At 72.4% G+C, this 24,552-nt stretch carries 19 protein-coding genes; 8 read left to right on the forward strand and 11 right to left on the reverse strand.

The window, feature by feature from the left end; all coding sequences use genetic code 11:
* From OG736_RS00355 to OG736_RS00370, 4 genes are all read right to left on the reverse strand, one after another.
* Positions 1–996, reverse strand: coding sequence for a class I SAM-dependent methyltransferase (locus OG736_RS00355; RefSeq protein WP_327180544.1), 996 nt, complete (start codon positions 994–996; stop codon positions 1–3).
* Positions 993–2,150 carry a DegT/DnrJ/EryC1/StrS family aminotransferase gene (locus OG736_RS00360; protein WP_327187476.1) on the reverse strand — a complete coding sequence of 386 codons (1,158 nt, stop codon included), beginning with the start codon at positions 2,148–2,150 and terminating at the stop codon, positions 993–995. Before OG736_RS00360 ends, OG736_RS00355 begins: the two co-directional genes overlap by 4 nt.
* Before the next feature lie 27 nt (positions 2,151–2,177).
* The gene (locus OG736_RS00365; protein WP_327180545.1) at positions 2,178–2,720 is read right to left on the reverse strand and encodes a cupin domain-containing protein; all 543 of its coding nucleotides are present in this window, start codon (positions 2,718–2,720) and stop codon (positions 2,178–2,180) included.
* Positions 2,721–2,786: 66 nt separating this feature from the next.
* Complete coding sequence (locus tag OG736_RS00370) at positions 2,787–3,854, reverse strand: type III polyketide synthase (RefSeq protein ID WP_314225108.1); 1,068 nt, start codon at positions 3,852–3,854, stop codon at positions 2,787–2,789.
* 449 nt (positions 3,855–4,303) lie between these two features.
* Between OG736_RS00370 and OG736_RS00375 the strand changes: the two genes are divergently transcribed.
* A complete protein-coding gene (locus OG736_RS00375) occupies positions 4,304–5,623 on the forward strand; it encodes a multidrug effflux MFS transporter (protein WP_327180546.1) in 1,320 nt (439 codons plus the stop codon).
* Between the two features lie 692 nt (positions 5,624–6,315).
* Here OG736_RS00375 and OG736_RS00380 read toward each other — a convergent pair.
* From OG736_RS00380 to OG736_RS00410, 7 genes are all read right to left on the reverse strand, one after another.
* The gene (locus tag OG736_RS00380) at positions 6,316–6,927 is read right to left on the reverse strand and encodes a hypothetical protein (RefSeq protein WP_327180547.1); all 612 of its coding nucleotides are present in this window, start codon (positions 6,925–6,927) and stop codon (positions 6,316–6,318) included.
* A 348-nt stretch (positions 6,928–7,275) separates the two neighbouring features.
* Positions 7,276–8,673, reverse strand: coding sequence for a helix-turn-helix domain-containing protein (locus tag OG736_RS00385; RefSeq protein ID WP_442816985.1), 1,398 nt, complete (start codon positions 8,671–8,673; stop codon positions 7,276–7,278).
* Between the two features lie 400 nt (positions 8,674–9,073).
* Positions 9,074–9,430: a DUF3099 domain-containing protein gene (locus OG736_RS00390; RefSeq protein WP_327180549.1), complete on the reverse strand. Its 357-nt coding sequence runs from the start codon at positions 9,428–9,430 to the stop codon at positions 9,074–9,076.
* Positions 9,431–9,735: 305 nt separating this feature from the next.
* Positions 9,736–11,511 (reverse strand): cytochrome bc1 complex cytochrome b subunit, encoded by a 1,776-nt coding sequence (gene qcrB, locus OG736_RS00395; protein ID WP_327180550.1) that lies wholly within the window; start codon positions 11,509–11,511, stop codon positions 9,736–9,738.
* Positions 11,512–11,919: 408 nt separating this feature from the next.
* On the reverse strand, positions 11,920–13,461 hold the full coding sequence (locus OG736_RS00400; RefSeq protein WP_327180551.1) for an FAD-dependent oxidoreductase: 1,542 nt from the start codon (positions 13,459–13,461) through the stop codon (positions 11,920–11,922).
* An 805-nt stretch (positions 13,462–14,266) separates the two neighbouring features.
* Positions 14,267–15,706 (reverse strand): nitrosuccinate lyase, encoded by a 1,440-nt coding sequence (gene pcaB, locus OG736_RS00405; protein ID WP_327180552.1) that lies wholly within the window; start codon positions 15,704–15,706, stop codon positions 14,267–14,269.
* A complete protein-coding gene (locus tag OG736_RS00410; protein ID WP_327187477.1) occupies positions 15,703–17,709 on the reverse strand; it encodes an FAD/NAD(P)-binding protein in 2,007 nt (668 codons plus the stop codon). Before OG736_RS00410 ends, pcaB begins: the two co-directional genes overlap by 4 nt.
* Positions 17,710–18,104: 395 nt before the next feature.
* On the opposite strand from OG736_RS00410, the gene OG736_RS00415 reads away from it, so the two are divergent.
* From OG736_RS00415 to OG736_RS00445, 7 genes are all read left to right on the forward strand, one after another.
* Entirely contained in the window at positions 18,105–18,854 is a 750-nt protein-coding gene (locus OG736_RS00415; protein ID WP_327180553.1) for a hypothetical protein, read from the forward strand.
* On the forward strand, positions 18,851–19,066 hold the full coding sequence (locus tag OG736_RS00420; protein WP_327180554.1) for a hypothetical protein: 216 nt from the start codon (positions 18,851–18,853) through the stop codon (positions 19,064–19,066). Before OG736_RS00415 ends, OG736_RS00420 begins: the two co-directional genes overlap by 4 nt.
* 193 nt (positions 19,067–19,259) lie before the next feature.
* A complete protein-coding gene (gene mvk / locus OG736_RS00425; RefSeq protein WP_327180555.1) occupies positions 19,260–20,267 on the forward strand; it encodes a mevalonate kinase in 1,008 nt (335 codons plus the stop codon).
* Positions 20,257–21,312 carry a diphosphomevalonate decarboxylase gene (gene mvaD, locus OG736_RS00430; RefSeq protein ID WP_327180556.1) on the forward strand — a complete coding sequence of 352 codons (1,056 nt, stop codon included), beginning with the start codon at positions 20,257–20,259 and terminating at the stop codon, positions 21,310–21,312. Before mvk ends, mvaD begins: the two co-directional genes overlap by 11 nt.
* Positions 21,309–22,400, forward strand: a complete 1,092-nt coding sequence (locus OG736_RS00435) for a phosphomevalonate kinase (protein WP_327180557.1) — start codon at positions 21,309–21,311, stop codon at positions 22,398–22,400. Before mvaD ends, OG736_RS00435 begins: the two co-directional genes overlap by 4 nt.
* Entirely contained in the window at positions 22,397–23,491 is a 1,095-nt protein-coding gene (gene fni, locus OG736_RS00440; protein WP_327180558.1) for a type 2 isopentenyl-diphosphate Delta-isomerase, read from the forward strand. The genes OG736_RS00435 and fni overlap by 4 nt, the downstream gene beginning before the upstream one ends.
* Positions 23,488–24,549, forward strand: a complete 1,062-nt coding sequence (locus OG736_RS00445; protein ID WP_327180559.1) for a hydroxymethylglutaryl-coenzyme A reductase family protein — start codon at positions 23,488–23,490, stop codon at positions 24,547–24,549. Before fni ends, OG736_RS00445 begins: the two co-directional genes overlap by 4 nt.
* The last annotated feature ends 3 nt before the right edge of the window (positions 24,550–24,552 follow it).

Genomic DNA, 24,552 nt, shown 5'->3' on the forward strand with positions numbered 1-24,552 from the left:
CTAGCGGGCGATGACCATCGTCGCGGGCGGCGCGGCGTGGAACGAGACGTCCTCGAAGCCTGCCTTGATCAGCCAGTCGTGGTAGTCGGAGCGCCGCCAGGTGCCGCCCTCCTGGCTCTTGAGGAGCATTTCCAGGGCGAACAGCAGCGGGAACGCCGGGGCGCTGCGGTCGTCGTCGACGACGTAGTCGGCGACCACCAGGGCGCCGCCGGGCTTGAGGGCCTTGCGCAGCCGGGTGAAGACCTCGATGTTGCTCTCGGCGTTCTCCTGGTGGGCGATGTGGGAGTAGACCGCGATGTCGTACTCGCCGGTGCCGAAGTCGGTGCTGTGGAAGTCGCCGTTGAGGGTGGTGAAGCGGTCCCCCACTCCGTGTTCGGCGACCAGCCGGTGGGCGATCGCGTTGATCGGCTCCCAGTCGAGCTGGACCGCGCGGGCGGCCGGGTTGGCCTTGAGCCAGATCGACGAGTAGATGCCCGAGCCGCCGCCCACGTCGAGGATGGAGATCTCGCCCGCGTCCTCGATGCCGAGCGCCTCGATGCCGGCTTCCGCGGCCGGGACCGACACCGCGGCGATGGCGGGGACGATGCCCTCCCAGTGCGGGTTGTCGGCCACCTCGGTCTCGCCGCCGGACAGCGGCCCGCCGATGCGGACGACCTCGGGCAGGTCGATGAGGCTGCCGGTGTGCTGCAGCTTCAGCTTGGCGAAGCCGGCCAGGGAGGCGGGCTTGCCTTCGACGAGGAAGGCGGCCGCCTCGGGCGTGTTGCGGTAGCGCCCGTCCTGGAGGACCACCAGTTCCACGCTGACCAGGCCGTCCAGCAGGCCCTGTGCGCCCCGCTCGGAGATCTCGGCGCGGGCGGCGACCTCGGCGGCCGTGCCCGCGCCGTTGTCCAGGTGGGTGAAGACGGCGTGGGTGGCCGCGGCGCCGATGACGCCGGTGTTCCAGTAGCCGTTGATCAGCCTCATCACACCGTCCGGTGCAGGCTGGTTGTTCGTCATGCCGCTCCCTTCAGGGTCCGGGCGGGCTTCGCGTGGGTGCGCAGCGCGCTGCGCAGGACCTCGCTGACCCGCTCGACCTGGCTCATGGTCAGCTCGGCGTGCATGGGTATGCCGAGGTTGCGCTGGAATAGGTCCGCCGAGACCGGGCAGACCTGCTTGGCGTCGAACGCGGGCTGCACATGGCTGGCCCAGGTGCCGTGCAGGGTGCCGATGCCCTTGGCGCGCAGCTCGGTGGCGACGGCCCCGCGGTCGACGGTCGGGTCCAGGGTGACCAGGTAGGACTGCCAGGCGTGGGTGCGGTCGGCCGGTACGTGCGGCACCGTCAGCAGTTCCTCGTCGGCGAAGAGTTCGGCGTAGCGGGCGGCGACGGCGCGCCGGCGCTGCATGAGCTCTTCGATACGGCCGAGCTGGACCTGCAGGATCGCCGCGGCGATGTCGGAGAGTTTGAAGTTGTAGCCGATCTCGGTGAATGCGGGGATCGGCAGGCCGATGACCTGGCCCATGTCGAAGATGCTGCCGATGCCGAACGACGACAGCTGGCGTGCCTTCGCGCCGATGGCCGGGTCGGTGGAGATGAGGGCGCCGCCCTCGCCGCTGGTGGCGCCCTTGCGTCCGTGGAAGGACAGACAGGCCACCTCGGCCAGTGCGCCCGCTTCGCGTCCCTGGTAGGTCGCGCCGACCGCGCAGGCGGCGTCCTCGACGAGGAACAGCCCGTGCCGGTCGGCGATGGCCTGCAGGGGTGCGTAGTCCGCGGGCAGGCCGACGGTGTCGACGGCGATGATGCCGACGGTGCGGGGGGTGACGAGGTCCGCCACCGACTGCGGGTCCACGGTGCCGGTGTCGGCGCGCACGTCGGCGAAGACGGGCGTGCCGCCGACGTAGCGCACCGCGTGGGCGGGGGCGGGGAAGGTGTAGTCGGCGACGATGACCTCGTCGCCCGGCTGCACGCCGAACGCGAGCATCGCCAGGTGCAGGGCGGCGCCGCAGTTGCTGACCGCGACCGCGTCACCGGCTGCGTACCGTTGCTTCAGCTGGGCCTCGAGGGCCTTGCCCTTCGGTCCCTGGCCGGCCGGCCATCCCGAGGCGAACACCTCGGCGACGGCGGCCAGCTCCTTCTCCCCCAGGCTCGCGAAAACCAGGGGGATCTTTTCGATGTCACTCATCTCTGTTTACGCTCCGCGCTATTCGGAGGACTGGGGATCGAGAAGGACAGGCGGTTCGTAGCGCTGTGGCGTGATCTGGCTGACGTCATAGCGCTTGCGCATCTCGTCGATGGCGTCGGGGTTGATCCCGCCGGCCGCCCAGATCTCCGCGATCTCCTCGAAGTACCGCTCGTGAACGGGCGACGGATAGCACTGGAAGAGCATCCGCGCCGGTTTGTCGGAGGCGTTCCTGAAGGCATGCGGAGTTCCGGGTGGCACGAACATGGAGGCACCTTCGGTGGCACGGACGACCTTGTCCCCGCCGGGCGACTCCCATTCGTGCCAGTCCTGTGCGGTGCGCCGGGCCGGCTCGAAAGCCAGGAGCTGCAGCTCCCCCTCCAGGACGTAGAAGAACTCCTGGGCATCGCTGTGGACATGCGCCCCGACATCGAACCCGGGCGGTACGACCACCTCGAAGATCGATATGGAGGAGCCGTGCTCCTTTGTGGCCTTGAAGGTCACTTCCTGCGCCTTGGTGATCAGCTTTCGCCCCTGACCGGGCGGGAGGATGAGGCCAGTCATGTGGTCAGCTTCCTTTGTCCGCGCAGAGTTTCACTCGAGTGACGTTCGGTTGCCCTTGCGTCGGACTCAGTCCAGCTCTCGGGGGCCGTCGACGCTCCAGCGGCCCAGCGCCATCTCGGCGGTGATGCCGGGGCCGAAGCCCGCGATCAGACCGGTGGCGTCCTGGACGGGGGTGTCCTCCTCGAACAGGCGGCGGGCCGCGTCGAAGACGACGGCGCTGGCGATGTTGCCGTACTCGGTCAGCGTCGACCAGCTGTGGCGGAACACCGACCGGTCGACCTCGAGGAACTTGGCGAGGTCGTCCAGGATGCGCGGGCCGCCGGCGTGGACGATGTAGAAGTCGAGGCTGCCGGCGTCCCAGCTGTGGTCCTTGGCGAACTCGCGCAGCACCGGGGCGAGCGGCTCCATCGTGCCGGGCACGCGGCGGTCCAGCTGGAAGTGGAAGCCGGTGTCCTTGACCGCGTAGGAGATCCAGTCCTCGGTGTGCGGGATGAGGTAGGAGGCGTTGCGCTCCAGCTCGATGCCGACACCGCCGTTGCCGCGCACCACGGCGGCCGCGACCGCGTCGCCGAACAGCCCGTCGGACAGCAGCGAGCCGATGTCGTCGGCGTCGGGCTGGTAGCACAGCGAGCACAGCTCGCAGGAGACGATCAGGACGTTGGTGCCGGGGTGGGCCAGGCAGAAGTCGTGGGCCCGGTTGACCGCCGCGCCGCCCGCCGCGCAGCCGAGCTGGGCGATGGGTATCTGGCGGGTGTCGGAGCGGAAGCCGAGCGTGTTGATCAGCCAGGCGGTCAGCGACGGCATGCTGAAGCCGGTGCACGACACGTAGATGATCGCGTCGATGTCACGGGCCGCCAGGCCGGCGTTCTGCAGGGCCTCTTCGATGACCGGCGGGGTCAGCTTCCTGGACTCGGCCTCGTAGATGCGGTTGCGTTCCGTCAGGCCCGGGTGCTTGAGCGTCTGCTCGATGGGCTGGACGATGTGCCGCTTCAGCACTCCGGTGTTCCGGATCAGTCGGAGCGCCAGGGGAAGCTGCGGCTTTCCGGCATGGGCTTTCGCTGCGAACTCGAGAGTCTCGTCGATCGTGATGACGTGTTCCGGCGCGCTCACCGCGGGCTTGCACAACCTGGGCATATATGGGCTCTACTTTCTCTAGAGTCTGCCTTCTGTACGTGACGAATCTGCGCACAGCTTCCGGAGAGAGCGCAGCACACGGGAAAACACCGCGGCGCGCGGGGATTCGATGCGAGAGGAAACCTGTGCCGTACCGGGAACGGACGCGGTCTCACCAGTACAGAACCGGTGTACAGATGCTCAATCCCCCGCCCCGTAAATGTTTTCGGGCAGGGAAGGCGTGCGGAAATAGTGACACGGCCGAACTCTCCGCGCCAAGGCCGTTTTGAAGCGATCCGAGCAGTTCCGAGCAAAACTCGAGCAGCGCACTGACGAGTCTCGACCTCGGCGGACGAAAGGCCTGGCAGGAGTATCACCTGGCCTCAGGCGCCACCCGCGCGCTGCCGGTTCTGTAGCGGTCTGCTGCGAGCATCGGCCTTGGCCACGTAACGACTTGACGCGGAGGGCGCATGTCTCAGAAAGCCGAGGAAGCCACCGCCGGAGGCCGGCGGTTCCCCAGGGGGCGGTCCCCGGCGAAGGGCAGAGGAGACACGGCCGGCACGGACAAGTCGGTGCGGCGGACGGGGCTTCTGGTCACCTTCCTCCTCGGCGCCCTCGCCGCGGTGCCGCCGATGTCGATGGACATGTACCTCCCGGCCCTGCCGGAGGTCACCCGCACCCTGAACTCGACCGCGACGACCGTGCAGCTCACGCTCACCGCGTGCCTGGCCGGGATGGCGATCGGGCAGCTCGTGGTGGGTCCGATGAGCGACCGGTGGGGGCGGCGCAGGCCGCTGCTGGCCGGGCTGGTCGCCTACGTCGTCGCCGCCGTGATGTGCGCCTTCGCGCAGAACGCCGAGGTGCTGATCGGCTTCCGGCTGCTGCAGGGGCTGGCGGGGTCGGCCGGGATCGTCATCGCCCGGGCCGTCGTGCGCGACCTCTACGACGGTCTGGCCATGGCCCGGTTCTTCTCCACCCTGCTGCTGATCTCCAGCATCGCCCCGATCGTCGCGCCCGTCATCGGCGGGCAGATCCTGCACCTCACCGACTGGCGGGGCATCTTCCTCCTCCTCGCCGCGATCGGCGTCGCGCTCACCCTGCTCGTCTGGCGCCGGCTGCCCGAGACGCTGCCGCCCGAGCGGCGGCAGAGCGGCGGAGTGCGCGGAGCACTGTGGATCATGCGCGGGCTCTTCGCCGACCGGGTCTTCACCGGATACCTGATGACCAACGGCTTCACGTACGGCGCGCTGTTCTCGTACATCGCCGCCTCGCCGTTCGTGATCCAGGACATCTACGGGGCGTCCCCGCAGACCTTCTCGCTGCTGTTCGGCGTCAACTCGCTGGGGCTGATGATCGTCGGCCAGATCAACGGCAAGATCCTGGTCGGCCGGGTCCGCCTGGACAAGGCCCTCGGGTGCGGCCTGGCCGTGCTCGCCCTCGCCGGGGTGGCGCTGCTGCTGGTGACGGCAGGCGCCTTCGGCGACGTGGGCACGGTTCCCCTCGCGGCCAGCCTCTTCGTCATGATCTCCGCGCTCGGTCTGATCCTGCCCAACACCAACGCGCTCACCCTGATGCGCACCCCGCACGCCGCGGGTTCCGCCTCCGCGCTGGTCGGCACGTCCTGCTTCGTCATGGGGGCGATCGCCTCCTCGCTCGTGAGCATCGCGGGCAAGGAGACGGCGGTGCCGATGGCCGTGATCCAGCTCGGCAGCGCGCTGGCCGCGATCGCCTCCTTCCTGGGGGTGTGCCGTCCCTGGCAGAACCGGCCGGCGGAGAAGACCGGGCACTGAGCACACCACCACAGCCCGCACCCGCCCACGGCGGTCACCCCGGCCCGACGCCGGGGTGACCGCCGTCCGGCATGCACGGCACACACCGCCCGGACCGGGCGGACGCGGCGACACCACCACGGGCTTCGGGCCTCGGGCTTCGGGCTTCGGGCTTCGGGCAACAGGCCACGGCCACACGGGCTTACGGGCTTACGGGCTTACGGGCCTCGGGCTTCGGGCAACAGGCCACGGGCTTACGGGCTTACGGGCCATAGACGCGAGGGCGTGCCCGGGGTTCTCTGCCAACTCACCTGCGACGTCACTGGTTTCCCCTGCCCGGGGTGGCAACTCCCCCGGCCAGGGCAGGGGGACGGGACGCGCTCACACTCCGCCTCGCACGTGATGTGGCTGACGGGAACCGGGACCTGCGCGGTGTCCGCCCGCCGGCCGCGGCGCGGGAGCAGTCGTCACGAACGTTGCGACACGGCCCGCAAGGCCGCCGCCCGTCCCATGGGGGACGGGCGGCGGCCTTGCGGGATGCGGTCACACGGCGGAGCACCGCTTCGGCGCAGCGCGACGCGGCGGCCGTTGAAGTGGAACGAGGCTCCGGACACGGCGCTGAAGACGCCGATGACGGCAGCACCGTCGCAGATGACGGCAGTGCCCTCGCAGATGACGTCGTGTCAGCACATCGCGTCCGAAAGGCGATCCGGTCAGCCCGCCCACCGGGAGTCGAGCGCGATGGTCTGCAGGCGGTCGAGCGTGAGCGGGGGCTTCGGCCGCGTCACCGGGCCGCTCTCGGCGTAGGAGTTCACCTCCTGGACGATGACCCGGCGGCCGTCGGGGTGGAGGGTGTCGACCAGCCACACCACGGCGGATCCGCCCTTCTCCGATGCCCGCTTGGCCCGCTTGACCTGGGTGCCGTCGGCCAGGGTCAGGGCCTGGCAGGCGATGTACTCGCCCTCGCAGCCCATGTGCCCCTCGAGGACGTCGCCCATGTCGTGCTGGGCGTTCACCCCGATCATGCTCTTCCCGCGGCCGTCGTCCCAGACCAGAGCGGCGTAGCCTTCCTGGCTCTGCTCGTCGGAGACCTTCGCGCCCTTGGGCAGCAGGGACTTCAGCACCCGGACCATCTGACGGCCGGACAGCGGCGCGCCCGAGTCGGACAGCGCGGTCGACGGGGCCGAAGCCCCAACCGTGGCGCCGTCGCTCCGCGGAGCGGCGGAGGCCTGCGCCGCCGCACCGAGCCCGAGGGCCAGGACGAGGCCGGCGGCGACCGCCGCGCGGCGGCCCGGACGACGGCGTGCGGAGGTGTTCCTGTTCATGTGGTGGCTTCCTTCTCTGGTCCGAACGCGGGTGTTCTCTGCGTCGTGGGACGGCGGGTGGTGCCAGGCGCCGAACGCCGCCCGGACACAGGGGTGTCCCGGTGCACAAGCGCAGGGTGGTGGTCGTCGTGCCGGCCGGCAGGGCGGTCGTGCCGCCTCGGCCGGTGCGACATCCACAGATTCCAGGACGCCGGGGACCCCCGGCAACAGCTGCCCCCACACCCGGGACAGCGGGACCGTCCCACCCACGTTGAGCTGCGGAAACAAGGAGTCCCGGGATGCCGTCCCGGGATGCGGAGACGACTCGCGCCGGACCGGCCGGCCCTCGGACGCGGCCGGCGTCGCTCGTCAGCCGCCGGTTTCCGCGCCGTCGTCGGCGGTGGTCATGGGGACCCAGCCGACGGGGCTGCGGTACCAGTAGTGGGGCAGCCCCTCGATGCTGGTGGTACGGAACGGGCGGCCGTGGTCGTCGATGCGCAGCGTGCCGCGCCGGCCCTGCGAGGACCAGTCGAGGTCGAGGTACCAGTCGCAGGTGCAGGACTCGGTGCCCGCGGAGACCAGCAGGACCTCCGGCTCCTGCAGCGACACCCGGTAGGGGAAGTCGACCGCGAAGCTCGGTGAGTCCGGGCGGCCGGCCGGCACGGCACGGGGCAGGGGTCGGTGCGCGTCGAGGTTCACGGAGAAGTAGCGGGGCTGGAGGGTGGCGCCGCAGCCATCGGCCGTGGAATAGGCGATGCCCCGGCGGTCGGCGGGGACGGTGCGGCTGACCACGCTCACATGCATGGCCTCCAGGACGACGGCGGCGGAGCCACGTCCCTGCACCGTGATCCGCACATTGGTGTCGCGCCCGTGCACCGCGCCCTGGGACGCGGCCCAGGGCGCGGCGTCCGCCGGGTTCGGCGGCGGCGGGACCTGCTGCGGCGGCTTGTCGATGACGTAGTCGTGGTCGCATTCGAGTTCCCCCCAGACCTGGGAGTTGGCGGTCCAGGTGAGCGGGGCCGGCAGTGGGGCCGTACCGGCGTCCGTCCGGTTCTCCTGCGGGCCGTTGCCACTGCGCGTGGCCGACGCGGAGGGTTGCGGTGTGGCGGTGGGGGCGGAGGCCGACGGCGGGACCGCACCGGCGCTCGCCCGGCTCTTCCTCGGGCCGTTGCCGCTCTGCGTGGCCCACGCGGAGGGTTCCGGTGCGGTCCGGGCGGAAGCCGACGACCCCCCGCCGCCGGAAGGGGGGCCGGCGGCGGACGCGGTGAGGCCGGCGAGCGCGACGGCGAGCGAGGCCGCCAGTGCCATCGCTCGCACGGGCCGTCGTCGGGGGCGCCCGGGGCGGGGACCCGGCCCGCCCGGCGAGGCCGGCCCCGGGCGCGGGAGGGACGGCGGCATCGGCTCGGGTTCCTCGTCCGGCGGACTGCCGGGGCTCGGGGACGCGGCCGCTGCCGCGGTGCCCGTGGTGCCGTCGGGCGCCGGTGCCCGCCGGGCGTCGGACAGGCGTGGTCGTTGCCGTGCCGCGACCGCCAGGAGCCACCGGCGGTGCAGCTGCGCGCGTTCCTCGGGGGAGGCTCCGCAGAGTGCGGCGAACCGCTCGATCCCGGCGAAGTCCAGGGGGACCGCCTCACCCGTGCAGTAGCGGTGCAGCGTGGAGGACGTCATGCCCAGACGGCGGGCCAGCGCCGCGTAACTGCGGTCCGTGCGCTTCTTCCAACGCATCAGCAGGAGCGCGAACTCCACTACGTCGTCGTGCATTGCATCCATGCGGTCCGTACTCGCATCCATCCGTCGGCCTGTGCAGCCATGTCCCGGTCCGGGACGGCATCCCAGGCGCTCCCCCGTATCTGCACGTCGATACGGCCGGGATGGTTCCTGGGTTGCCGGACGTGCGCTGCATGGCCGCCCGGCGGATCGCGGAGGTGTGCACCGGGCCGGTGCCCGGGCCCGGGCACCGGCCGCTCCCCCACCGGCGACTCGTCCGCCTCACCACGTGGGGCACGGTCTGAGTCCCCGCCGTGGACGCCGGCTTGCGGGCCGGGTCGCGCCTCGCCGCCCGCGGGTCAGAGCCCGGACGGCAGGGCCGTCCGCAGGACCGGCGGCGGGTGCGGGAGGCGGCGTCCGGCACGCCGGGCGGGAGCCGGGCGCAGGCGGAGCAGGTGGCCGCTCAGGCCGCCGTGTTGCGTTCCGGCGGCAGGATGAGGGTGGGTTCGAGGGGCACGCGGGTGACGTTCTCTCGGGGGACCTCGACCAGCGCGATCCGGGTGCCGCGCTGCTGGCGCCATCCCGCCTGGGCGGCGACCACGGCGACGTAGGGGATGACCACCCCGGCGACGAGGGCGCAGACGGCGACGGCGGGCCAGCGGTTCCACGTGACCGCCATCAGGACCACACAGGCGCTGCGCACCAGCATGGCCACGATGTAGCGGCGCTGGCGCCCGCGCAGATCCTCCGACAGACCGGTGCGCGCCCGGGTGATGGACTCGGCCCGGGGTCCCGCCCGGTGCCATGGGGTTCGGCTCATGGGGGCCTCCGTCGGCGCTGCGGCATCAGCGCCGGAAAGTGAGTTCGGCCCGCCCGGTCGGGCAGGCATCGCGCGCTGTGCGGACGTTCGTCGGTGCTGCGGCCGCGCAGAATCCGTGGCGGCCCGGTCCGCGTCGTGGGGCCGGGTCACGGACCGCTGCCGCGCGGTGTGACGGCGACCGGCGACACAGCGGTCGGGCTGCCTTGCGCACCGCCGCCCCGGTGCGACGACGGCGGCGCGGGTGACCGTCCCCTGATCACCCGCGCCGCCGTGTCCGGCCCGGTCCTGTGCGTGGTGCCTGCGGGTCAGTGCAGTTCCTGGTCCGGCTCCCGCTCCTCGGCGGCGGGCCGCCTGCCGGTTTCCAGGTGTCCGTTGGACGAGGCGTGCCCGTTGGACGAGGCGTGCCCGTTGGACGAGGCGTGCCCGTCGGGAGAGGCGTGCCCGCCGGAGGAGTGTCCGAGGTGTTCCAGAGCCTGCTGCATCTCCTGCGGCGTGGGCTTGGCGATCTGCCCGCCGTACAGCCAGCGGCTGAGCCGGTGGCGCAGTACCTCCTTGCGGATCCGCGGGTTGGGCACGCCGTCCTGTCCGGCCGCGGGGGCGGGGAGCACTTCGGGCATCTTCCTGGACAGCAGGGTGTATTCCTGGTCGCGGTCCAGGCGTGCGTGGACCTCGACGAACTCGCCGTGCGGCAGGCGCTTGATCTTTCCGGTCTCGCGGCCGTGCAGGAGCTTGTCGCGGTCGCGCAGTTGCAGGCCGAGGCAGATCCGCCGGGTCACGATGTAGGTCAGCGCCGGGACGAGGAAGATCCCGATCCGTACCGCCCAGGTGATCTGGTTCAGGGACAGATGGAAGCGTTCGGCCAGGACGTCGTTGGCGCCGCCGAAGAACAGCACCAGGTAGAGCGAGACGAAGGCGATGCCGAACGAGGTGCGTGTGGGGTGGTCGCGGGGGCGGTCCAGGAGGTGGTGTTCGCGCTTGTCGCCGGTGACCCAGGCTTCCAGGAACGGCCACAGGGCGATCACCGCCATCATCACGGTGGGCAGGATGACGGCCGGGATCAGGACGCCCATGTTGACGGTGTAGCCGCCGGGCAGGACGAACTCCCAGGCGGGCATGGCGCGCAGGGCGCCTTCGAGGAAGCCCATGTACCAGTCGGGCTGGGAGCCCTGGGAGATCTGGTCGGCGCGGTAGGGGCCGTAGGTCCACACGGGGTTGATCTGGGCGGTGCCGGCCAGCAGCGTGAGCAGGCCGGAGACGAGGAAGAAGAATCCGCCGGCCTTGGCCGTGTACACCGGCATCAGGGGCTGGCCGACGACGTTGTTCTCGGTGCGGCCGGGGCCGGGGAACTGGGTGTGCTTGTGGTAGAAGACGTAGATCAGGTGGACGGTGACCAGGGCCAGGATGATGCCCGGGAGCAGCAGGATGTGGATGCTGTAGAACCGGGGGATGATCTCGTGGCTCGGGTATTCGCCGCCGAACAGGAACATCGTCAGGTAGGTGCCGACCACCGGGATGGCGAGGGTGACGCCTTCGGCGATGCGCAGGCCGGTGCCGGAGAGCAGGTCGTCGGGGAGTGAGTAGCCGACGAAGCCTTCCAGGGTGACCAGGACGAGCAGTGTGAAGCCGATCAGCCAGTTGACCTCGCGCGGCCTGCGGAACGATCCGGTCAGGAAGTGGCGCAGCGTGTGCACGCAGAGCGCGGCGATCATGACCAGGGCCGACCAGTGGTGCAGCTGTCGGATGAGCAGGCCGCCGCGCACGTCGAAGGTGATGTCGAGGGTGGAGGCGTAGGCCTGGGACATCGGGATGCCCTGCAGCGGGACGTGTGATCCCTGGTAGACGGTCTCCGTCATGCCCGGGTCGAAGAACATGGTGAGCCAGACACCGGTGAGCAGCAGCACGATGAAGCTGTAGAGCGCTATCTCACCGAACATGAACGTCCAGTGGTCGGGGAAGACCTTGCGGATCAGGAACCGGAAGTTGTAGATCCCGAGCCGCTCGTCCGCCCAGTCGGCGACGCGTTCGCCCTTCGGCGCCGTGGTGCGCGCGCTGTGCGGCGCCCTCTCCTCGGTCGTGCTCATACCCGCGCACCCTCCCCTCGCCGCTCGGCTGTCACAGGCACACCCGGTCCGGCCGGTGTGCGGTCGGTGGTGCGGGCGGCCTGCCGCGGCGCAAGCGGGCCCGTGCCCTGGAGCGGATGAAACGCTATCCACGCGGAACCAAACAGAACAACCGCGCTCAAGCCAGACTCAAGTGTGAACTCAAGTGATTCTTGAGTGAGTTGTGAGCGGCCCGGATGCGGGCCGTCGTCCTTCGTGTGCAACAGGCCTTGCCTTTCCGGCCGGTTGGCGGTGTGCGGTGGCTGCTTGTCGGTCAAGTAGGCATTGTTTTGCGGTAGTTGTGCCACTCCCGTCATGCCCGGAGCGTAAGGCAGCGTTTTTCGGCCCGCGACGGTGTGCAACGCGCCAGGTGGCTGGAAAGCGGGGTGTTCACGGTCGCTTTCGCTCGCCGGCCGGGGCTGCGGCCGGCCAGTGGGCCGAGGAGCCGCCGGGCCGCGGCCGGGTGGAGCCGGCGGAGACCCCGATGGCCGGCGGCGCCGGGGTGACGGGACGGCGCCGGCGGGCGTGGGGGCCGTGGGTGAGGCTGGGCGGCGGTGCGGTGGGGGCCGGGTCGCGCCGGGGGCGCAGTGCGGCCCGCAGCGCGTGCGTGCGCAGCGCTGCGGCGGGCGGGCCGAGCAACTGGTGCGGTTGGAGCAGGAGGGTCGCCGCGTGCCGGTCGGTGGTCGCGGCGACGGCGATCCGGGACGCGTACCGTCTGCCGAGCCGGGCGCGCAGCCCGGCCGGCGGGTCCTGGCCCGGGCCCGCGTGCAGGGTGCGGGTGCTCAGCCGCCAGGCGGGGGCGAGGCGGTGGGCGAGGGCCCGGCGCAGGCGGTGGCTGATGCCGACCGCGGTGCCGTGGGCGGTGAGCATGTCGTCCAGGACGAGGGCGCACTGCACGGCGAGTGTCATGCCGTGGCCGTGGGCCGGGTCGAGGGCGGCGAGGGCGTCGCCGACGACGAGGAACTGGTCGGGCCAGCGGCGCAGCTTCTCGTAGTGGCGCCAGCGGCTCTCGGTGCGGCTGCAGCCGTAGACGGGGCCGAGCGGGGTGGCCGTCTCGATGAGGTCGCGCAGCAGCGGGCTGCGCAGGGTGCCGGCGGCACGCAGCAGTTCCTCGTGGTCGGCGGGCGGCGGTGTGCCGTCGCCGGTGCTGAGCGACACCGACCAGCGGCCGCCTTCGACGGGGTGGAGCATGCCCTGGCGGGGGTCGCCGGGCGAGGCCATGAGCATCAGGCTCTTCCAGTCGGCGACATGGCCGACGGGCGGCGCGTACACGGTGGTGGCGTACGCGGTGCGGGTGTCGGCCACGGTCTCGGCGGGTGGTTCGTAGCCGAGTTCGGCGAGCCACTGGGGGGCGCGGGAGCCGCGTCCGGAGGCGTCCACGACGAACTCGGCCGGGATCAGCCGCCGGGGGGTGAAGCCGTCGGGTGCCTTGCGGTCCCGGCCGCGTGCCCATACGCCGGTGACGGTGTCCTGGGGGCCCGGCTGCAGGGCGACGACCTCATGTTCCGGCAGGAAGGTCACCTTGGGGTCGGCGCGCAGCCGGTCGCGTATCACCGAGTCGAGGAGGTCACGGCCGGCGCTGAGCATCGACAGGCCCGAGTCGAAGCGGGGCAGCCAGCCGGCCGGGCCGAGCAGCAGCGCGTCCTCGGGGAGGCGGACATGGACCGCTCCGGCCCGGGTGAGGTCGCGGCGGATGCCGGGGAACAGCTGTTCCAGGCCCTGGTGGGCGGCGGTCGTGAGGCTGTGGGTGTGACGTGCCTGGGGCACGCCTCGGCGGCGGCCGGGTCCGCGGGGCAGCCGGTCGCGCTCGATCACGGTGACGTGGTCCATGAAGTTGGCCAGGGCCCGCGCCGCGGTGAGCCCGGCGACGCTCGAGCCGATCACCACGGCACGGCCGTGGCCGCCGCCCCCGTCGACAACACGTGCGTCCATGCTCAACTCGGCCGCCTCCCCTGTGCGTTGTGGTTGCATCATGCGGTGCGGGGCCGTCTGCGCGGCCAGGCTGTGCGGCGCCTCGAGCGGCCTTCGAGGCGGACGCGAGGAGGACTCGAGCGGGGATGCCGGACGGGCGCCGCGCCAGGAGCGGCCGGACCTGGGCGGCAGACGCCGTCTCGTCGGCGAGGCCGGCCGGCAGCCGCCGGCGCCGGCCCGACGCGCCCGGAGCCGGGTCCGTGGACGGCACAGGTGCCACCGGGGGCGGCACGGCACGGCGTGAACTCCGGCCCCGGCGGCGGCCGGCGCGTGACCGGCGCAAGACGCCCTCGGTCACGGCGGGCTCTCCCCCGGCCCGGGCGAACGCCCGCGAGCAGCGGCACCCGGCCGCAACGGCGTGTCCGGCCCGTGCCGGGTCGGCTGCACTGCGGCCCGCCCGGCACGGCAGACACCCGCCCGGCACGGCGTGCCGCCCGGCCGAACGGCGGGTGCTCGCCTGCAACGGCAGGTGCGTGTCCGGCCGGAACGGTGCGGCCGGCCCGTGCCGGTCGGCTGTTCTGCGGCCCGCCCGGCACGGCGGGTGTTCGGCGGTAACGGCGGGTGCTCTCCCCGTACGGGCGTGCCCTGGCCGGAACGGTGTGGCCGGCCCGTGCCGGTCGGCTGTTCTGCGGCGCCGCCCTGGACGTCAGGTGGCCGGGCGGACGGTGTGTCAGGCCCGGGCTGGTGGGCTGAGCTGCGGGTGCCCGGGGTGCGGCCCGGGCTGGTGCGTGTGGCGCCGGTCGGTCTGCGGACACCGGTGTGCTCGTCAGGGCGGTGGGGTCCGCAGGTGCCCCGGTGGGGTGAGTGCCCGGTCCACCAGTGGGCCGGCGACGCCGGTGTAGCCGGCCGGGTCGAGCAGCGCGGTCACCTCCTCCCGGCTCAGCACGCCTGCCAGTTGAGGGGTCTGGACGAGTACGTCGGCCAGCGGCAGACCGGTGCGGGAGGCGAGCAGCGAGGCCTGGGTGAGCAGTTCCTTGGCGGCCGTCTTGCCGATGCGTGGGGCCAGGACGGCCGAGACCCGCTCGGAGACGAGTTGTCCGCCGGTCGCCTTGAGGTTGGCGCGCATGCGCTGCGGGTGGACGGTGAGTCCCCGGGCGAGTTCGACGGCCGTGTGCGCGGCGCCGCCGGTGAGCCGCAGGGCCTCGCGCAGCGGCTGCCACTCCGCGTGCCACATCCCGGCCGAGCGCTCGTCCTCGGTGGGCAGACACTGCATCAGTACGGTGGCCAGGGCGGGCACCTGCAGGGCGGCGGAGCGGATGAGGGTGGCGAGCACGGGGTTGCGTTTGTGCGGCATGGCCGAGGAGGCGCCCCGTCCGGCGACCGCGGGTTCGGCCACCTCGGCGACCTCGGTGCGGGTGAGCACCAGCACGTCCGCGGCGATCTTGCCGAGGGCGCCGGTGGTGTGGGCGAGGGCGGCCCCCAGGTCGGCGACGGGGGTGCGCAGGGCGTGCCAGGGCAGGACGGGGGCGCTCAGTCCCGTTTCGTCGGCGAACGCGGCGCCCAGTTCGCCGGGCAGGGCCGCGGGGTCCGCGTCCTGGCCCGCGTACTGCAGATAGCCGGCCAGGGTTCCGGCCGCGCCGCCGAGCGCCACCGGGAGGGTGCCGGCGACCCGTTCGAGACGCTCGACGGCGTCCAGCACGAGCTGGCGCCATCCGGCCGCCTTGAGCCCGAAGGTCGTGGGCACGGCGTGCAGGGCCAGGGTGCGGCCCGCCATCACGGTGTCGCGGTGGGCGGCCGCGAGGCCGGCCAGCGCCTCGGCGACGGCCCGCAGGTCGGCGGTGATCAGGCGCAGGGCGCGCTGGGCCACCAGCATGGCGCCGGTGTCGAAGACGTCCTGGCTGGTCGAGCCGCGGTGCACGTACTCGGCGGCCTGCGGGCAGCGTTGCGCGACCACCGCGGTCAGTGCCTTGACCAGGCCCACGACCGGGTTCGCGGTCTCCCGCGCGGCCAGCGCCAGTTCGCGCAGGTCGAGCAGGTCCGCGCGGGCGGCGGCGGTGATGGCCGCGGCCGCCTGGGCGGGAACCGTGCCGCAGCGGGCCTGGGCGCGGGCCAGGGCCGCCTCCGCGTCGAGCATCGCCTGCAGCCAGGCGCTGTCGCCGACGGCGGCCTCGACGGGGGTGCCCGCCCGGACCGGGGAGAGCAGCCCCGCGTCCAGGTGGGCGGAGAGGGTTCCCGTCCGCGGGGACGACGCGTGCACGGCCGTCATGTGCGTGCCTTCTCACTCACGGTGTCCCACTGCGCCACGGGGGCGGGAAGTCCGGGCAGGGCCAGGACCGCCGCCGCGATGGCGTCGGAGTCCTCGAGGGTGACCGAGCCGACGCCTGGCCTGATGCCGGCGGCGGTCACCCAGTGCACGGACTCGGTGGGCACCCCGTAGGCGAAGCGCCGCGGATGCGGCACGCCCTGGGCGTCGATCAGGTGGTAGGGCCGCTCGGACACGGCGAGGCCGCCGGTCTCGTAGTGCGCGCCGCCGCTGCCGTCGCCGGGGATGCGGTACGGACGGCACCCTCCGGTGCGCAGCAGCCGGCTCATCAGCGGGTCGGCGGTGCGCCGCAGGTCGATCTCGGGCAGGCGGGCCTCGATGAGGACGGTGGCCCGGACCTCCACGTCGGCTATCTCGCTCGACGTGGCGGTGAAGCAGGGGCCGTGCGGGTCGGCGGTGACGCGCAGGCCGGGGCCGATCACGTCGAGGATGCCCGCGTCGATGAGTGCGGCCATCTCCTCGATGCGGGAGGCCGGGGGGCCGATGGACAGATAGGCGTTGAGCGGGGTGTACCAGCCGTCGAGGTCGTCGCGGTGGGACGCGGCGGTCAGTCCGGCGTGGTCGACGGCGAGCCGCAGTTCGTTGCGCAGGTCGCGCAGGACGTCGAGGGCGGCTTTGACCGGTCCGCTGACGTTGCCCTGGCGGGCCAGGCGGACGTCGTCGTCGAGGTGGGCGCGCAGCCAGCCGCGGAAGGCGGCCTGGTCGGGGAAGACGCGGTCGCCGTAGGGGCGTGCGACGCGTTCCCAGTCCCAGCGTTCGGCGGTGTCGATCCCGTTCGCGTCGAGGAGCGCGTCCTCGTCCGGTCCGGGTTCGGCTTCCAGATAGGCCTCGACGAACTCCTCGACCTGGTCGGGGAGTTCACCGCGTGCCGTGAGCAGGGCCGCGTAGTAGACCCCGCACACCTCCTTGGAGACGAGCGGCCACAGGTCGGCGGCGAAGTCGATGGCGCCGCGGCGGGGCGTGCGGGCGCGCAGGTTCGCGATGTACCCGGCCGTCAGGAGGCGGGGGTAGTAGCGGCCGTGGGCGCCCTTCTCGTTCTCGCCGCGCGCCTGGTAGGGCACGCCGCGCCGGGAGCCCGCGTACAGGCGTGGTTCGCGGCCCGAGGGGCGGTAGGCCAGCCGGCCGTCGACGCGGGTGAAGACGCCGCCCCTGCCGTGGGTGAACAGCGCCAGGTAGTCGAAGAAGTTGAGCCCCAGTCCGCGCAGCAGTACGTGCTCGCCGGGCCGGATGCCCGACAGGTCGACGTCGGCGGGGTTGGAGGGGGCCAGGTAGGTCAGTGCGTTGCGTTCGGCGTACAGGGCCAGCTCCCGCTCGGTGCGGGTGGGCTGTGCCGGTACGTGGCCCTGGGCGAGGACGACCGCGGACAGGCCGGTCAGGCGGGTGCCGTCCTCGAGGACGACGGTCTGCGGTCCGGGCTGCCCGGCCGGGGCGCCGTCGTCTTCGAGGGCGACGGCCCGCAGGGGGTGGGTGCGTACCCGTACGTGGGCGGCGGTGCCTGCGACGACCCGCTGGAACGCCCAGGTCAGGTAGGAGCCGTACAGGGCGCGGGTGGGGTAGGTGTCGGGGCCCAGGCGGTGTGCTTCGGCGAGGACCTGGTCGTCGTAGCCGGCGTCCGGGGCGGCCTCGAGGGTGTGCGAGACCAGGGCCTTGGCCCACTGGTACAGGCTCGGTCCCTCGTCCAGCGGGCCGTCGATGCGGACGCTGGCGTCGGTGTAGACCGTGACCTGGCAGGACACGGTGTTCATCAGCAGGTGCCGGGACTGCGTGGGGCGCCATACCCGTCCCGAGCCCGGCGGGTCGGGGTCGACGACGTGCACGGTGACGGTGTCCCAGCGGGGCGACTTCCGTTCCTGTGCGCTGAGCCGTTCCAGTACGGACAGGCCCCGCGGCCCTGCGCCGACGAGGCACACCTCCAAGTGCGTCGACGCTTCGCCCCGGTGGGACAGGGCGGATTCCCCGATGTCCGCGGAGCCGGGTGAGATCGGGTCGTCCAGAACGTATTGAACGGCCGCCGTCTCGGGCGGCCCTGCGGTGCGTACGGCGCTTACTGCGCGTTCGCCTCCATGCGTACCGTCCACAAGTGCCTCCTTCCTCCGCCACGGTCGGTGCAGGCGCTCAATCAGTGCTCGGAACCGGATGGACCCCGGCTTGAGAAGCGGGCGGGAAAGGGGCCGGCGGATCGGGGCGGACCGGACGGGGCATCTCCGGCGGGCCCCGAACGGGGCTGTATCGGGACTCCAGCACCGGTCGGTACGTTCGTCGAAAAGCATCACCGGACCTTTAGCGGGCCGGGAACCACGCCGACACGACCGGGATATGGAAAGGAACGCCGAGTTCCCCCATGGCCGCGATCGATGACGAGTTCGGGATTTCCACACTCCGGAATTACCGGCAGCGCTGGGGAACCCCCGTGCGGTTCGTGACGGTTGCGGAGGGCGAGCCGTCCCATGAAGGAGATTCGATGAAGAGCGACCCGTGCCCCAGAGCGCACGCCCGGGCCGGCCGCGCCGCCGCCGGGTCCGTCCTTTGTGCCGCCTGCGTCCGTCAGACGGCACGCGATCTGCGTACGCTTCCCGGCCTCCACCAGGAGTCCTTGCACCAGGTGTCGCCTGCGTCCCGGCGGTCCAACCCGACCAGGGTCTCGGGGAGCCGCAGGCGCGATCACCTGAACATCTCGGTTCTCGACGCCCGGCACAACATCCTTGCCACGCTCGAGTCCTGGTCGGAAATCGTGGTGGAAGAGCTCGGCATCGCGTCCCCGGCCCGTTCGGTTCCCCAGCTGGCCGGGTTTCTGGCGCAGCACCTGGAGTGGATCGTGTCCCAGCCCCCGGCTGCCGACTTCGCGGACGAGATCGAAAGCCTCGTCGGGGAAATGCGCAGCACGATAGACCCCGATCCCGGCAGCCTCCACACGCTGATCCGCAGGTGTGTCGTGGACGACTGCGGCGGGACGATAAGCGCCTCTGTGAAGAACGGTCAGGACGCGGGGAGCAGAAGCATCGAGTGCTCCGCCGGCCATTCCTGGGAAACGCACGAATGGCTGCGCCTGAGGCAGCTCATGGAACGGCAGCGAAAGGGTGTCGACGCATGACGAAACCGCCACGCCACCGGCTTGTTCCCACGAATGTGGCCGCGCTCGCCGCCGGGGTGTCCGAGGCGACCATCCGGAAGTGGGTGAGCCGCGGGAAGATCACCCGCTACGGCGCGCCGAACTGCCGCTCGGAGTTCGACATCGACGAGCTCACGGAGATCGCCCTGCGGCGCCGGCCCGGTCCCCCACCCGGCCGGGGCGCGGGCCGGTGATGTTCCCGGGCGCACGACGGGCGTTGTCCTCGCCGGGATCGGGCAGCCGCTCGGTCGCCGCTGTGGGCGGGGTGCCGGTCACCGCCGTGCGGCCTGCGGGGAATCCGCGCCGGCCCGATGCCCGGCCTCATTCCTTCCTATCGATCTGGACGATGCGATCTCTATGCAGAAACGACAAGGGGAGCTGAGTGCGTTGACTCTACCGACCTCAGTGGAGGGGGTCTCGGAAAACCACCGGGTTCGCTCGGTCGGCATCGGCCGCGCCCACGCCAAGGCCATTTTGCTGGGCGAGCACGCGGTCGTCTACGGGACGCCGGCGCTCGCTCTGCCGATTCCGCAGCTCACGGTCACGGCCAGCGCGGGATGGTCTTCCCACGCCGGCGACGCCCAGGGCGACTTGTCCTTCACCATGACCGGTTCCGCCTCCAGGGCGGTGGTGACCCAGGCCTCCGACGGTCTGCGGCGGCTGACGGCGGCCTTCAAGGCGCGCATGGGCGTGCCGGGCCGGCCGCACCTGGACGTGATTCTCGACGGCGCCATCCCGCCCGGGCGCGGGCTGGGCTCCAGCGCGGCGAACTCGCGGGCGATCGTCCTCGCGCTGGCCGACCTGTTCGGCCGCGAACTGAGCGAGAGCACGGCGTTCGACCTGGTGCAGACGGCGGAGAACGTGACGCACGGCCGGGCCAGCGGCGTCGACGCCATGACCGTCGGCGCGTCGGCGCCGCTGCTGTTCCACGAGGGCAGGGCGCAGGAACTGAGCGTCGGCTGCGAGGGCTTGTTCATCGTCGCCGACAGCGGCACGGCCGGCAGCACCAGGGAGGCCGTGGAACTGCTGCGGGAGGGGTTCAGGAGCGAGGCCGCGGCGCAGGAGCGGTTCCTGCGCGCCGCGGCGCGGCTCGTCGACGAGGCCCGGCAGGCCCTCGCCGGGGGCGAACCGGCGCAGCTGGGCGCGCGGATGACGGACTATCACGAACTGCTGCGGGCGGCCGGCCTGAGCACCGACCGGATCGACACGATGGTCGAGGCCGCGCTGGGGGCGGGCAGTCTCGGCGCGAAGATCACCGGCGGTGGCCTGGGCGGCTGTGTCCTGGCCCTGACCCAGCCGGAGCGGGCCAGGCAGGTCGCCGGGCAGCTGCACGAAGCCGGCGCCGTGCAGACGTGGGTCGTGCCGCTGAGGAGGCTCGCCGATCATGCGCTCTGAACAGCGGACCGCGCCGGTGCGCCCGCGCGAGGACGGCGCGGTCACCGTCACCGCCGTCGCACATCCGAACATCGCACTGGTGAAGTACTGGGGCAAGAGCGACGAGCGGCTGTTCCTGCCCCGCACCGACAGCCTGTCGATGACCCTGGACATCTTCCCCACGACCACCCGCGTCCGGCTCGCCCCCGGCGCGGAGCACGACACGCTCACCTTCAACGGCGCACCCGCGACGGGAGAGGCCCACCGGCGGATCGCCGCCTTCCTGGACCTCGTACGGGAGCGGGCCGCACTCGGCCACCGGGCCGTCGTCGACACCGAGAACACCGTCCCCACCGGGGCGGGTCTGGCGTCCTCGGCCAGCGGTTTCGCCGCCCTGGCCGTCGCCGCCGCCGCCGCGTACGGGCTCGCTGCGGACGCCACCGCCCTGTCGCGGCTGGCCCGGCGCGGTTCCGGATCGGCCTCGCGGTCGATCTTCGGCGGGTTCGCCGTGTGGCACGCCGGTGTGAGCGGCGGCACGGCCGAGCAGGCGGATCTGAGCTCGTACGCCGAACCGGTCGACGCCGCCGCGCAGTTCGACCCGGCGCTGGTCATCGCGGTCGTCGACGCTGGCCCCAAGGCGGTCTCCAGCCGTGAGGCCATGCGCCGCACCGTCGACACCTCACCGCTGTACGAGCCGTGGGCGCGCTCGAGCAAAGCCGACCTGGCCGACATGCGGGCTGCGCTGAGGCGCGGGGACCTGGACGCGGTCGGAGAGGTCGCGGAGCGCAACGCGCTCGGCATGCACGCCACGATGCTGGCGGCGCGTCCCGCCGTGCGGTACATGTCGCCGGCCTCCCTGACCGTGCTGGACCGGGTGCTGCAGCTGCGGCGGGACGGGATCGCGGCCTACGTGACCATGGACGCCGGGCCGAACGTCAAGGTGCTGTGCCGGCGCGCGGACGCGGACCGGGTGGCCGCGGCCGTCCGCGGCGCCGCCCCGGGCCGCGCGGTGCACATCGCCGGGCCGGGCCGGGGCGCCCGTCTGCTGGCCGGGGACGCACGATGACCTCCCGGCGGACGGTCGTGCGGCGCGCGCCGGGCAAGTTGTTCGTCGCGGGCGAGTACGCGGTGGTGGACCCCGGCAACACGGCGATCCTGGTGGCGGTCGACCGGTACGTCACCGTCACCGTGTCCGGCACGGACGGTACCGGTGTGGTGATCTCCTCCGACCTGTATCCGCGGGCGGTGCGCCTGCAGTGGCAGGACGGCCGGCTGAGCGCGGGCGGCGAGGAGGCGGCGTATGTGGTGGCCGCGATCGAGACCGTGGGTGAGCTGCTGGCCGAACGCGGCCTGCCGGTGCCCGCGTTGAGCGTGTCGGTCACCAGCACGCTGCACGAGGCGGGCCGCAAGTACGGCCTGGGTTCCAGCGGCGCGGTGACCGTGGCGACGGTCGCCGCCGTGGCGTCGTACTGCGGGCTTCGGCTGTCGCGTGAGGACCGCTTTCGTCTCGCCCTGCTCGCCACGGCCCGGATCGATCCCAAGGGCTCCGGCGGCGATCTCGCCGCCGGCACCTGGGGCGGCTGGATCGCCTACCGGGCGCCCGACCGCGGCCAGGTCCTCGGCCTGGCGCGCAGCCGCGGCGTCGAGGCGGCACTGGCCGCCGACTGGCCGGGGTTCGCGGTGCGCCGGCTGCCGCCGCCCAGCGGCCTGCGCCTGGAGGTCGGCTGGACCGGCAGCCCGGCCTCCACCACCTCCCTGGTGTCCGGCCTGCACCGGCGGGCCTGGCGGGGCAGCTCCTTGCACCGCACGTTCGTGCAGAACACGAACGGCTTCGTCCGGGCCGCCGTCGACGCGCTCGAGGCCGGCGACGGGCCGGGCCTGCTGCACCAGATCCGGCGCGCCCGCCGGGAGCTGGCCCGCCTCGACGACGAAGTCGGCCTGGGCATCTTCACCCCCGAGCTGACGGCTCTGTGCGACGCCGCCGAGGAAGCCGGCGGCGCGGCGAAACCCTCGGGGGCGGGGGGAGGCGACTGCGGCATCGCCCTGCTGGACGCCGACGCCGCACACCACCTCTCGCACGTACGGCAACGGTGGGCCGCGGCCGGGGTGCTGCCCCTGCCGGTGAGTCCCGCCATGGAAAGGAGCCAGGAATGAGCAGCGCCCAGCGCAAGGACGACCACGTCCGGCTCGCCATGGAGCAGCAGCACCTGCACAGCGGACGCAACCAGTTCGACGAGGTGTCGTTCGTCCACCACGCCCTGGCCGGCATCGACCGGCCGGACGTGTCCTTGGCGACGACCTTCGCCGGCATCACCTGGCAGGCGCCGCTCTACATCAACGCGATGACCGGCGGCAGCGTCAAGACGGGTGCCATCAACCGGGATCTGGCCGTCGCGGCCCGGGAGAGCGGGGTGGCCATCGCCTCGGGCTCCATGCACGCCTACTTCAAGGACCCCTCGTGCGCCGGCACCTTCCGGGTGCTGCGCGAGGAGAACCCGGACGGGTTCGTCATGGCGAACGTCAACGCGACGGCGTCGGCCGACAACGCGCGGCGTGCCGTCGACCTGATCGAGGCCGACGCCCTGCAGATCCACCTCAACACGGCGCAGGAGACGCCCATGCCGGAGGGGGACCGCTCCTTCGGGTCCTGGGCGGCGCAGATCGAGCGGATCGCGGCGGCCGTCGACGTCCCCGTGATCGTCAAGGAGGTCGGCAACGGGCTGAGCCGTCAGACGATCCTGGCGCTGCCGAACCTGGGTGTGCGGGCGGCCGACGTCAGCGGCCGCGGCGGCACCGACTTCGCCCGGATCGAGAACGGCCGGCGTGAACTGGCCGACTACGCCTACCTGCACGACTGGGGGCAGTCCACCGCCGCCTGTCTGCTGGACGCGCAGGACGTCGGCTTCCCCCTGCTGGCCTCGGGCGGTGTGCGCCATCCGCTCGACGTCGCCCGCGCCCTCGCGCTGGGCGCCGGTGCCGTCGGATCGTCCGGCGGGTTCCTGCGCGTGCTCCTCGACGGCGGCGTCCATGCGCTGATCGCGCAGCTCGCGGCCTGGCTCGACCAGCTGGCGGCCCTGCAGACCATGCTCGGCGCCCGCACCCCCGCCGACCTCGCACGCTGCGATCTGCTGATCCACGGCGCGCTGAGGTCCTTCTGTACCGACCGGGGCGTCGACACGCGGCGCCTCGCCCAGCGTTCCAGCTCCATCGACGCCCTCCACGAGATGACGGGAAGCACACGATGACTGATGCCCACGCGATCGCCGGCATCCCGATGAGGTGGGTGGGCCCCCTGCGCATCTCGGGGAACGTCGCCGACACCGAGACCCAGGTACCGCTCGCCACCTACGAGTCGCCGCTGTGGCCCTCCGTGGGGCGCGGCGCGAAGGTCTCCCGGCTGGCCGAGAAGGGGATCGTCGCGACCCTCGTCGACGAGCGGATGACCCGCTCGGTGCTCGTCGAGGCGACCGACGCGCAGACGGCGCTCGCGGCCGCGCGGACCATCGAGGCCCGCATCGACGAGCTGCGCGAGGTGGTGCGCGGCTGCAGCCGGTTCGCCCAGCTGATCGGCATCCGGCACGAGATCACGGCCAACCTGCTGTTCCTGCGGTTCGAGTTCTCCACCGGCGACGCCTCCGGGCACAACATGGCCACGCTCGCCTCCGACGCGCTGCTGGGGCACCTGCTGCAGACCGTCGCGGGCATCTCCTACGGATCGATCTCGGCGAACTACTGCACCGACAAGAAGGCCAGCGCGATCAACGGCATCCTCGGCCGCGGCAAGAACGTGGTCACCGAACTCCTCGTGCCGCGCGAGGTGGTGGCCGACGTGCTGCACACGACGGCCGCCAAGATCGTCGAGCTGAACATCCGCAAGAACCTGCTCGGGACCCTCCTCGCCGGCGGTGTCCGTTCGGCGAACGCCCACTACGCCAACATGCTGCTCGCGTTCTATCTGGCGACCGGCCAGGACGCGGCCAACATCGTCGAAGGCTCGCAGGGCGTCGTCATGGCCGAGGACCGCGACGGCGACCTCTACTTCTCCTGCACCCTGCCGAACCTGATCGTGGGCACCGTCGGCAACGGCAAGGGCCTGGGGTTCGTGGAGACGAATCTGACCCGGCTGGGCTGCAAGGCCGACCGCGAGCCCGGGGAGAACGCCCGCCGGCTCGCCGTCCTGGCCGCGGCCACCGTGCTGTGCGGTGAGCTGTCGCTGCTCGCGGCGCAGACCAACCCGGGTGAGCTCATGCGTGCGCACGTGCAACTGGAACGCGACAACACGACCGCGAAGGTTGGTGTATGAGGT

The organism is Streptomyces sp. NBC_01334 (assembly GCF_035983595.1).
GTDB lineage: Bacteria > Actinomycetota > Actinomycetes > Streptomycetales > Streptomycetaceae > Streptomyces > Streptomyces coriariae.